The sequence below is a fragment of the Rhizobacter sp. P2_H2 genome (genome assembly GCF_056403375.1).
Window position 1 is genome coordinate 1 of record NZ_JBFUFP010000084.1, and the last position, 10936, is coordinate 10936.

Annotated in this window: 10 protein-coding genes; 3 read left to right on the forward strand and 7 right to left on the reverse strand. The window is 69.6% G+C overall.

The window, feature by feature from the left end; all coding sequences use genetic code 11:
* Positions 1-175 precede the first annotated feature (175 nt).
* Genes AC1D15_RS07880 through AC1D15_RS07910 form a run of 7 tightly spaced genes read right to left on the reverse strand, consistent with a single transcriptional unit; the run spans position 176 to position 8361 of the window.
* On the reverse strand, positions 176-922 hold the full coding sequence (locus AC1D15_RS07880; protein ID WP_465113366.1) for an SDR family NAD(P)-dependent oxidoreductase: 747 nt from the start codon (positions 920-922) through the stop codon (positions 176-178).
* An 8-nt stretch (positions 923-930) separates the two neighbouring features.
* Positions 931-1860, reverse strand: a complete 930-nt coding sequence (locus AC1D15_RS07885; protein ID WP_047506173.1) for a branched-chain amino acid ABC transporter permease — start codon at positions 1858-1860, stop codon at positions 931-933.
* A gap of 13 nt (positions 1861-1873) precedes the next feature.
* Entirely contained in the window at positions 1874-3151 is a 1278-nt protein-coding gene (locus AC1D15_RS07890) for an ABC transporter substrate-binding protein (RefSeq protein ID WP_477825548.1), read from the reverse strand.
* Positions 3148-4494, reverse strand: coding sequence for an ABC transporter substrate-binding protein (locus AC1D15_RS07895; protein ID WP_477825549.1), 1347 nt, complete (start codon positions 4492-4494; stop codon positions 3148-3150). The genes AC1D15_RS07890 and AC1D15_RS07895 overlap by 4 nt, the downstream gene beginning before the upstream one ends.
* 56 nt (positions 4495-4550) lie before the next feature.
* The gene (locus AC1D15_RS07900) at positions 4551-5555 is read right to left on the reverse strand and encodes an NAD(P)-dependent oxidoreductase (protein ID WP_477825553.1); all 1005 of its coding nucleotides are present in this window, start codon (positions 5553-5555) and stop codon (positions 4551-4553) included.
* Positions 5501-7498, reverse strand: coding sequence for a bifunctional 5-dehydro-2-deoxygluconokinase/5-dehydro-2-deoxyphosphogluconate aldolase (locus AC1D15_RS07905; protein WP_477825550.1), 1998 nt, complete (start codon positions 7496-7498; stop codon positions 5501-5503). The genes AC1D15_RS07900 and AC1D15_RS07905 overlap by 55 nt, the downstream gene beginning before the upstream one ends.
* Positions 7495-8361, reverse strand: a complete 867-nt coding sequence (locus tag AC1D15_RS07910; protein WP_047506167.1) for a MurR/RpiR family transcriptional regulator — start codon at positions 8359-8361, stop codon at positions 7495-7497. Before AC1D15_RS07910 ends, AC1D15_RS07905 begins: the two co-directional genes overlap by 4 nt.
* Before the next feature lie 117 nt (positions 8362-8478).
* On the opposite strand from AC1D15_RS07910, the gene AC1D15_RS07915 reads away from it, so the two are divergent.
* The 3 genes from AC1D15_RS07915 to AC1D15_RS07925 form a co-directional block, all read left to right on the forward strand.
* Positions 8479-9507, forward strand: a complete 1029-nt coding sequence (locus AC1D15_RS07915) for a branched-chain amino acid ABC transporter permease (protein WP_477825551.1) — start codon at positions 8479-8481, stop codon at positions 9505-9507.
* A gap of 3 nt (positions 9508-9510) precedes the next feature.
* A complete protein-coding gene (locus AC1D15_RS07920) occupies positions 9511-10254 on the forward strand; it encodes an ABC transporter ATP-binding protein (protein WP_047506165.1) in 744 nt (247 codons plus the stop codon).
* Positions 10251-10936 (forward strand): ABC transporter ATP-binding protein (locus tag AC1D15_RS07925; protein WP_477825552.1); only part of this gene is annotated, 686 nt, incomplete at its 3' end. The genes AC1D15_RS07920 and AC1D15_RS07925, both read left to right, overlap by 4 nt.

Consider the following 10936-nt stretch of genomic DNA (forward strand, 5'->3'; position numbering starts at 1 on the left):
GCTCTCGGCCTTGTCCGCGCTGCGCCCCGAGACCGCGACGCGCGCGCCGGCCCCCACCAGCGCGCGCGCGATCGCCTCCCCGATCCCCCCGTAGCCACCCGGCACGTAGGCCACGCGCCCCTGCAGGCCGAACAGGTCGGCCAGCGTCCCGCCGCTCGATGTCGTCGTCATCGCGTCAATCCATCAACAGGCCGCCGTTTTGATCGAGCACCTCGCCGGTGATGAACCCCGACAGCGGCGACGCGAGAAAGCTCACCGCATGCGCGAACTCCTCCGGCTCGCAGAAGCGGCCGACCGGGATCTGCTGCAGCAGCGCCTGCCGCTGCGCGTCGTTCAGCTGCTCGGTCACCATCGGCGTGCGCACGTAGGCCGGCGCGATCGCGTTCGCGGTGACGCCATGCGCCGCCAGCTCGCGCGCCAGCGAGAAGGTCAGCGCACTCATCGCGCCCTTCGACACCGAATACGCGGTACCCGCCGTCAGCCCGCCGGTCTTCGCGGCCAGCGAGCTGGTGTTGATGATGCGGCCCCAGCGCCGCGCCTTCATCGCCGGCACCACCGCCTGCGACCACAGCATCGCGCCGTCGAGGTTGGCGCCGAGCACGCGGTGCCATTCGGCAAGCGACGTGGCCTCGATCTTGTTGTTCGACAGCACGCCGGCGTTGTTGACCAGGATGTCGACCTCGCCGAAGCGCTCGCGCACCTGCCGGTGCGCCGCCGCCACCGACTCGGCCTGCGAGATGTCGCAGGCCACCGCCAGCACCTGCTCGCCGTGGCGCGCCACCAGCGCATCCATCGAGCCGAGCGCGATGTCGACCATCGCGACGCGGCAGCCGTCCTGCCGCAGCGCCTCCACCACCGCGCGGCCCATCGTGCCGCCGGCACCGGTGACCAGCGCGACCTTGCCTTCGAGAGTTGCCTTCATGGGTTCTTTCATGTGTCGAGCACGCTCTTCTTTCCAAACAGCCCGCGCGAGCGGAACGTGACGACGCCGATGAACAGCAGGTACATCGACATCAGCGACCATTCGGAGGCATACGCCCCCGTGAGACCGGTGACCAGCCCGACCAGCAGCCCGGCGATCACCGCGCCCCACAGCGAGCCGACGCCGCCGAGCACGATGATCAGGAAGGCCGGCACCACCGCATCCACGCCGACCTGCGGCCGGATGCCCCAGATCGGCGCCATCACGACGCCGGCCAGCGCCGCCAGCGCCACGCCGAGCGCGAACACCGCGGAGCGCAGCCGCGACAGGTTGATGCCGAGCGCACGCACCATCTCGCTGTCGTGCGCGCCGGCCTTGATGATCGCGCCGTACGGCGTGCGCTCCAGGAACAGCCACAGCGCCGCGATCGCGAGGATCGCGAAGCCGCTCGCGAACACACGGTAGCGCGAATAGATCAGGTCGCCCATCAGGAACGCCCCCGAGATCGCCTGCGGCAGCGGCATCTGCTGCTCGTTGCTGCCCCACACCAGGCGGATCAGCTCCTCGATCAGCAGCGCCGCGCCGAAGGTGAGCAGCAGCCCGTACAGCGGGTCGCGCCCGTAGGTGCGGCGCAGGCAGGCCTCGAGCACCAGCCCGACCAGCCCGACCACCAAGGGCGCCGCGAACAGCGCGATGCCGTAGCGCGTGCCCAGCGGCAGCGCCATGTAGGCCGCCTGCGCCTCGGGAAACCAGCCGAGCCTGGGCGCCAGCAGGAACAGCGCGACGTACATGCCGAGCGCGAACAGCGAGCCGTGCGCCAGGTTGATGGTTTCCATCACGCCGACGATCAGCATGAAGCCGAGCGCGATCAGCGCGAACAGCAGGCCCAGCGTGATGCCGTTGGCCAGGTGGGGAACGAGTGAGAGCAGCGTGTCCATGGTCTTTCGCGGTTCAGGTTTCGTACGAAGGCGTTGCTGCCAGCGGTTCGAGCTTGCAGGCGGGCGCGCTCTCGGCGTCCTGCACCTCTTCGGGCCGGATGCGCGCGAGGATGCGGAACAGGTCGTCGGGCTGGGTCGGCATCGAGTTGTAGGCGGCGACGTACACCGTCTGCTGCAGCTGGTGGGTGTGCGGGTTCATCCACGCGTCGAAATGCTGCATGCGCTCGGCGGCCGGCACGCGCAGGTTCTCCAGCTCGGCGATCAGCTTCAGGTTGTTGGTCGTGCCGGTGCGCTGGATCGCGCGCAGCAGCTCGCGCGTGGCCATGTAGCCGTTGAAGAACACGTTGCCGGGCACCTTCAGCCGGTATTCCGGATGGGCCTGCCGGTAGCGCGCGACGAACTCCGGCACGCCGGCCAGCCCGAGCCGCCAGTACCAGGTGGTGCCGAAGATGCCGAACAGCGCCTGCCGGCCGAGGCCGTAGACGTCCGGCCAGTCCTGCTGGTTGTTGATCCAGCCGACGCTGCGGTCCATGCCGGCTTCCTGCACCTGCTGGCGCAGCGTCTTCTGGTCGTCGCCGCCCACCGCGGTGGCCACCACGCCGGGGTTCAGCCGGCGCAGCCTGGCCAGCACCGGCGCGAAATCGCGCGTGCCCTGCGGCACCAGCAGCTCCTCGACGACCTGCCCGCCGTTGCCCTCGACGATGCGGCGGATGCCCTTGGCGGTGTTGTGGCCCCACAGGTAGTCGCTGGTCACCAGTGCCCACTGGCGGCCGAAACCGGTCATCGCGCCCTTCACCACCGAGGTCGAGAAGTTGGTGCCGTTGGCGTCCCAGACGAACTTGACGCGGTGGCATTCGGCACCGGCCTCGCTCGGCGAGCTGGAGTTGCTGTTGAAGTAGATGCAGCCGTACTTCTGCGCCACGCGCGACATCGCGCTCGCGACGCCCGAATGCACGCCGCCGATCAGGAACGCCACCTCCTGCTGGCGGATCATCTTCTCGGCCACGGCGACCGCGACCACCGGGTCGCCGGCGGTGTTCTCGTGCACCGTCTCGATGCGCCGGCCCAGCACGCCGCCGCGCTCGTTGAACTCGGCGATCGCCATGCGCATGCCGAGCTGCTCGTCCTGCCCGCTCGCGGCGTACTGCCCGCTGTCGTCGGTGGCCAGGCCGATCAGCAGCGGCTTCCTCTGCTTCGCCTGGGCCCACGCATGGTGGTGGGCCCAGGGTCCACTGAAGCCGGCGACGGCCGCAGCCCCGCCGAGCAGCATGCGCCTGCGAGCGTGCGTCATTGCTGGTACGAGGGCGTGGCGTCGTAGCTCTCGAGCTTGCRGGTCTTCTGCGCATCGGCATCGACGACCTCCTTCGGATCCACGTTCGACAGGATCTTGAAGATGTCGTCCTTCTCGGCCGGCGCCTCGTTGTAGCTCGCCATGTAGATGGTCTGCTGCACCTGGTGCGTCACTGGGTCCATCCACGCATCGAAGTGCTGCAGCCGGTCGCGCGCGGGCATCTTGCGGCCTTCCAGCTTCTTGATCACCGCGATGTTCTGGGTGGTGCCGGCCTCTTCCACGCAGCGCAGCAGTTCGCGCGTGGCCATGTAGCTGTTGTGATAGACGTTGCCCGGCACCTTGATCGCCATGCCGGGGAACTGCTTCTGGTAGGCCGCGACGAACTCCTTCACGCCCGGCAGGTCGAGGCGGTAGTACCAGGTGGTGCCGAACACGCCGAAGATCGATTCCGGACCGAGCCCGTACACGTCCGGCCAGTCCTGCTGGTTGTTGATCCAGGCCATGCTCTTCTGCAGGTTGAGCTGGATGACCTGCTGGCGCAGCGCCTTGATGTCGTCGCCGCCGATCGCGGTCGCCACCGCATTGGGCTTCAGCTGCTGCAGCTTCAGCAGGTACGACGAGAAGTCGCGGGTGTTCTGCGGCACCAGCAGCTCCTCGACGATCTTGCCGCCGTTGGCCTCGACGATCGCGCGCGTCGCCGCCGACGTGGTGCGGCCCCACACATAGTCGTTGGTCAGCAGCACCCAGTTCTTGCCATTCACCTTGATCGCGTTCTTGACGATCGCATGCGCGAAGTTCGTGCCGTTGCCGTCCCAGACGAACTTGACGCGGTGGCAGTCCTTGCCGGCCTCGGTCGGCGAGCTGGAGTTGGTGTTCAGGAAGATCGTGCCGTACTTCTGGGCGACCTGCGAGATCGCGTTCGCGACGCCCGAGTGCAGCGCGCCCACCAGGAAGGCCACCTCGTTGCGCGTGATCATGCGCTCCGCGATGCGCGAACCCGAGGCCGGCGTGGTCTCGGTGTCCATGTGCAGCGCCTCGATGCGCCGGCCGAGCACGCCGCCCTTGTCGTTGAACTCCTTGATCGCCATCATCGCGCCGAGCCGCTCCTCGCCGCCGCTCGCGCCGTACTGGCCGGAGGCGTCCATCGTCAGGCCGATGACCAGCGGCTTGGCCGTGGCCGCCTGGGCCCAGACGCGGTTGTGCGCCCACGGGCCGAAGAAGGCCGCCGGCGCGGCGGCCGCCACGGCGCCCGCCTTCAGCAGGCTGCGCCTTCCGGTGTCAGGTGCGCTGACATCAGGTGCGCCGGCATCGATCGCTTGAACTTCTTTCGTCGACTTGTCCATGCTTGTCTCCAGGGTTGTTGTGGTGGGTCCGCGCCGGTTGTCGGGCGCAGAAAAAATCAGCGCGGAATGATCTGCACGTTGTTCAGCTTCTCCTGGGCCTCCAGCAGCGACGCGATGAACTTGTCGCCCAGGCCCAGGTTGCCGGCCTGCACGAAGCTCTGGTGCGCCGCCTCGGCGACGAAGCTCGTCGTCGGCAGCATCTCGGTCAGGTGGGTGTAGTAGCGCAGGTCCTTCTGCGCATTGCCGATCGCGAACTTCAGCCCGGTCAGGTCGCCCTGCAGCGTCTTGCCCAGCATCATCTGGAAGATGCCGGAGTTGACGCCGCCGGCCGAGATCACGTCGAACAGCTTCTGCAGCGACAGCCCGCTCTTCGCGGCCGTGGCCACCGCCTCGGCGATGGCCGCCGCGGTGGTCATCGCGAGCATGTTGTTGATCAGCTTCAGCACATGGCCGTGCCCCGGCGGGCCGACGTGGAAGATGTTCTCGCAGAACGCCGCGAGCACCGGCCGCACGCGCTCGAAGTCGGCCGGCTCGGCGCCGACCATCGTGTTCAGCCGGCCCTCCTCGGCCTCCTTCGGCGTGCGCGCGAGCGGCGCATCGATGAAGGCGACGCCGCGGGCCGCGAAATCGGCGCGGATGCGCGCGGTCGAGGCCGGCTCGGCGGTCGAGGTGTCGATCACCGTCAGGCCCTTGCCGGCCGCGGCCAGCAGCCCCTGGTTGCCGTAGACGATCTCCTCGACCTGCGGCGAGCCGGTGACGCAGATGATGACCACGTCGCTGGTCTCCGCCACCGCCGCACGGCTCGGCTGCTCGGTCGCGCCGGCATCGAGAAGGTCCTGCAGGTTGGCGCGGTTGCGGTGCACCACGAAGCTCACGCCGAAGCCCTTGGCGAGCAGGTTCTTCGCCATGCCGTGGCCCATCATGCCGAGGCCGATGAAGCCCACCTTGGTCTTGCTTGCTGTCGTCATGTCGTTCTCTCCTGGTGAGTTGGTGTTCAGTGCGATGTTCAGAAATTCGTGACGAGCGTTGCGCTGCCGGCTTCGGCCCGCGCCTCGGTCCAGAACTCGATCAGCCGCCGGTAGCTCGCCGCCACCTGCTCGATGACGGCCGCATCGTCCAGCGTGCCGGCGAACCAGCCGTGCGCCGCTTCGGCGAACAGCGAGCGGCCGACCGCGAAGCCCTTGCACAGCGGCCGTGCGGCGGCCGTGCGGAAGCCTTCGCGCAGCGCCTGCTCGCTCGCCTCCATGCCGAGCAGCAGCACGCCGCGGCACAGCGGGTCGTTCGACGCGATCACGTCCTCGATGTGGCGCCACGCCGCCTCGCTGGCGGGCGGGGGCAGCTTCCACCAGTCGGGTTGGATGCCGGCTGCATAGAACTGGCGCAGCGCGCGCGCCAGCGTCTCGTCGTCGGTGGCCATGCCGCGCGGCGGGATCACCTCCAGCAGCAGCTCGTGGCCGGTGGCGTTGCAGGCCTGGGCCAGCAGGCCGACGCTCGCGACCTGCTGCGCCGCGAGCCCGGCCTCGTCGTCGGGGTGGTGGTACACGAGGCACTTGACGACGTGCTCCTGCGGCCAGGTGCGCAGCGCCAGGCCGACGTTGCAGCCGTCCTCGAAATCCAGCGGCCGGGAGCCGGGCAGTTCGACCGGCCGTGCGACCCACAGCCCGACACCGGTCAGCGGCGGCAGGATCTGCTCGCCGAAGCGGCCATCGAGGATCACGCCGGCCTCGGGGAAGGCCTGGCCCGGGTGGCGCAGCGGGTGCGCCGCGCGTGCCGCCGCATGGCCCTGCGCCGCGGCGCGCGCGACCAGCGCCTTGAACTGCGGAATGCGCTCGCGCGGCGCGCCGTGCTTGGCGGCGATCTCCTCGAACTGCGAGCGGTGGTCGAAGGCCAGCACCGCGAGGCCGGGCCATTGGCGGTGGCGGGTCGACGCGCGGTGCAGCTGCTCCAGCTTCGCGTCCTCGCGCAGCCGCTGGTGGCGCGAGCCGTGCGCGAGGAAATGGCTCAGCTCGACCCAGCTCGGCATGGCCGGCGCGCAGCCATGGCGAGACACGACGATCGCGCCACAGGCATTCGCATAGCGCAGCGCCTGCGGCAGCGGCTCGTCGCGCACCCAGCCGCGCAGCAGCCCGGCCATGAAGGCATCGCCGGCACCCAGCACGTTGAACACCTCGACCGGGAAGCCCGGGCCGGCGACGCCGTCGTCGAGCCGCGCGGGAATCGCGCCGTCGTAGGCGACGCAGCCCATCGGCCCGCGCTTCATCACGATCAGCGCGGGCGTCAGCGCGCGGATGCGGCGCAGCGCCGTGGCGCTGTCGTCGCTGCCGCCGGCAATGTGCACCTCTTCCTCGGTGCCGACCACCAGGTCGCACAGCGGCAGGATCTCCTGCAGCTGCGCGCTGACGTGGGCCGACGCGATGTAGCGCTGCTCGCCGAGGCCCGGCGCCGTCAGGCCCCACAGCACCGGGCGGTAGTCGATGTCGAGCACGACGCGCGTGCCGGCCGCGCGCGCGGCACGCATCGCCGCGAGGCAGGCGGCCCGCGTGCCGGGGCGCGACAGGTGGGTGCCCGAGATCAGCAGCGCGCGGGCGCCGGCGATCACGGCCGGGTCGACATCGTCCTCGCACAGGCCCATGTCGGCGCAGTTGTCGCGGTAGAACACCAGCGGAAAGGTGTCGCGGTCACGCAGGCCGAGGAAGACCAGCGCGGTCAGCCGCGACGGATCGGTCTTCAGCTGCGACACGTCGACGCCCTCGGCGGCCAGCGTCTCGCGCACGAAGCGGCCGTTGTGCTCATCGCCGACGCGGCTCAGCATCGCGCAGCGCAGCCCGAGCCGCGACGCCCCCACCGCGGTGTTGGCCGGCGAGCCGCCGAGGTACTTCGCGAAGGTCTGCACGTCCTCCAGGCGCGCACCGAGCTGTTCGCCGTACAGGTCGACGGCGGCCCGCCCGACGCAGACCAGGTCCAGCGCGCGGGCCGTTGGCGGGGCGGAATCTCTGACACTCATGCAGCATCTCCATTCAAATGACGGGGTCGGGTGCGGGGGCGGGCCGCCAATTCGGCGAGCCGGTGCCCGGTGGTGACGACGATGGCCTGCGCCAGGCACAGCGGCGCGACGAGCGAGCGGAACACCTGGTCGGACGCGAGGCCGAGCTCGAAGCAGACGCTCGCCGAACGCTTCAGCGGCGACAGCGCGCTGTCGGTGATCGCGATCACCGGCACGCCGGCCTGCTGCGCGGCCTCGGCGGCATCGATCACGTCGCGCGAGTAGCTGTGGAAGCTGGTGACCACCAGCACCTCGTCGCGCGCGATGTTGCGCAACGATTCGCGCAGCATGCCGCCCAGGCCTTCGAGCAGGTAGGCCTTGAGCTCCAGCTGGCTCAGCGCATAGGCGAGGTAACAGGCGACCGGGAACGCGCGCCGCTGCGCCAGCACGTGCACGCGGCGCGCGGCGCACAGCAGCTGCACGGCGGCCTTCACGTCGGCCGCGCGCACGCTGTCTTCGAGGTGGCCGAGTTCGCCGATCGCCTCGGCCACGTACTGGTTCAGGAAGCCGCCGCTGGCCGCGCCGTCGCCGCTGCGGCGCTGCTGGTTGATGCGCTCGCGGTAGCTGCCGGAGCGCTCGACCAGGTGGCCGCGGAACACCTGCTGCATCTGCGAGAAACCGTTGAAGCCCAGCGCGTTGGCGAAGCGGATCAGCGACGACGGCTGCACCTGCGCCGCCTCGGCGATCACCGCCACCGTGCCGAGCGCGAGCTCGTTCGGGCGCTCCAGCGCGAAGCGCGCGATGCGCTGCAGCTGCGCCGGAAGCTCCGGGTAGGCGCGCGAGATCGCATCCTTCAATTCGTCGTAGCTGGAGATGGGACTCATGAGGCTGAACTGTCTAGGGGGAAGCACTGACCCGCAATAGGAACAAACATTCTTGCGCTCGGAAACTGTAGAACATATATTCCGGCGAGTCCACAGTTCATTGCCCAGCGTTCCAACATGCTCAGCACCACACGACACGCGCCGCTCGCCCCGCTACCCCTCCTGATCACGGTGGCGGTGCTCGCCAGCACGCCGCTGTGGTTGAGCCAGGTCGGGCTCTACCAGTACCTGGCGCTGGAAATCATGATCTGGATGCTGTTCGCGCTCGGCCACAACCTGCTGCTCGGCTACGGCGGGCTGCCGTCGTTCGGGCACGGCGCGTACTTCGGCATCGGCGCGTACGCGTTCGGGCTGCTGCAGCTGCGCGGCGGTGCCGGGCTGGTGCTGGGCGTGCTCGGCGCGGTGCTCATCGCGGCACTGGCGGGCGCCCTGGTCGGCGCGTTCATCTMGCACCGGCGCGGCATCTACTACGCGCTGCTGACGATCGCGTTCGGGCAGCTGGCCTGGTTCATCGCCGGCAAGTGGCACACGGTGACGGGCGGCGAGGACGGGCTGCTGAACATCAGGCGGCCCGACCTGTCGCTCGGTTTCGTCGACATCTCGCTGAAGAGCAACGAGGCCTTCTTCTACTTCGCGCTGGTGGTGTTCGCGCTGGTGCTGGCGGCGCTGTGGCGGCTGGTGCATTCGCCGTTCGGCCGCATCCTGCGCGCGATCAAGCAGAACGAGATGCGCGCCGCGTTCGTCGGCCACCCGGTGTGGCTCTACAAGTGGCTGGCCTTCATCATCTCGACGGCGGTGGCCGGGCTGGCCGGTGCGCTGTTCGCGATGGCGCAGCAATCGGCCTACCCGAACGTGATGAGCCTGCACAACTCCGGCTTCGTCGTGATGATGGTGCTGATCGGCGGCGGCCTGGTGAGCTTCTGGGGGCCGGTGATCGGCGCGCTGGTGTTCATCCTGACGAGAGACCTGCTGGGCGCCTACACCGAGACCTGGCTGCTCTGGTACGGGCTGCTGTTCATCCTGGTCGTGCTGTTCCAGCCGGACGGCGTGGCCGGTGCGTGGCAATCGTGGCGCGCGCGCTGCGCGGCCCGCAAGCACACGCCGCCGCAGCCCAACGCGACGCTCGCCACTCCGAAGGAGACCTGACCCGTGGCCCTGTTCGAAGCCCATCAACTGCACAAGCGCTTCGGCGACCAGGTGGTGCTGGAAAGCATCACGCTGGCCTTCGAGGAGAAGCAGCTCACCGGGATCATGGGTCCCAACGGTGCCGGCAAGACGACCTGCTTCAACGTGCTGACCGGCCGCTACACGCCCGACCGCGGCAGCGTGCGCTTTGCCGGCGAGGACATCACCGGCCTGTCGCCGCGGCAGATCGCGCGGCGCGGGCTGTCGCGCTCGTTCCAGATCATGAACCTGTTCGACGAGGAGACCACGCTCGACAACGTGCTGGTCGCGCTGCCGGCGGTGCGCGAGCAGGGCCTGTCGATGTGGCGCGACCTCGGCCGCTTCAGCCGCGGCCGTGCGCTGGCGATGGCGGTGCTCGACCGCGTCGGGCTGGCGGCCAAGGCCTCGGCGATGGCCGGCGCGCTGTCGTACGGCGAGCGGCGCGCGCTGGAGATCGGCGTCGCGCTCGCGACCGACCCGCGGCTGCTGTTCCTCGACGAGCCGACCGCCGGGCTGGGCGCCGAAGGCACCGCGCGCGTGGCCGAACTCATCGCGCAGCTCAAGCGCGAGCTGACGATCGTGATCATCGAGCACGACATGCGCTTCCTGTTCGGCCTGGCCGACAAGATCAACGTGATCCATTGGGGCCAGGTGATCGCCGAGGGCACGCCGGCGCAGCTGCGCGACAACCCGTGGGTGCAACGCTCGAACCTGGGGACCTTGTCATGAGCGCCGTCCTGAAACCGCAACCCACGCAACAGCCAGCGATCCTCGAGATCCACGGCATCGAGACCTTCTACGCCGAGACGCAGGCGCTGTTCGGCGTGTCGCTGAGCATCGCGCCGGGCGAGGTGGTGTCGCTGCTCGGGCCGAACGGCGCCGGCAAGACGACGACGCTGCGCTCGATCCTCGGGCTCACGCCGCCGAAGCGCGGCAGCGTGCGCTTCGACGGCGCCGACATCACCCATGTGCCGACGCACCGCATCGCCGGCATGGGCGTCGGCTGGGTACCGGACGACCGGCGCATCTTCCCGACGCTGACGGTGGCGCGCAACCTCGCCATCGCGCGCAAGAAGACGCGCTTCCGGGCGTGGAGCGAGAAGGAGTGCTTCGAGATCTTCTCGGCGATGGAGTACCTGATGGGCCGCGAGTGCGAGAACCTGTCGGGTGGCGAGATGCAGATGGTGGCGATCTCGCGCGCGCTGATCGGCTCGCCGGGGCTGGTGCTGTTCGACGAGCCGAGCCAGGGCCTCGCGCCGAAGGTGGTGCAGGACGTGATGGCGACCGTCACGCGGCTGAAGCGGGAGGGGGTGGCGGTGCTGCTGGTGGAGCAGAACGTCGAGAGTGCGCTGGCGGTGTCGGACCGCGCGTACGTGATGCACCAGGGCCGCATCGTGCACGAGGGCAGCGC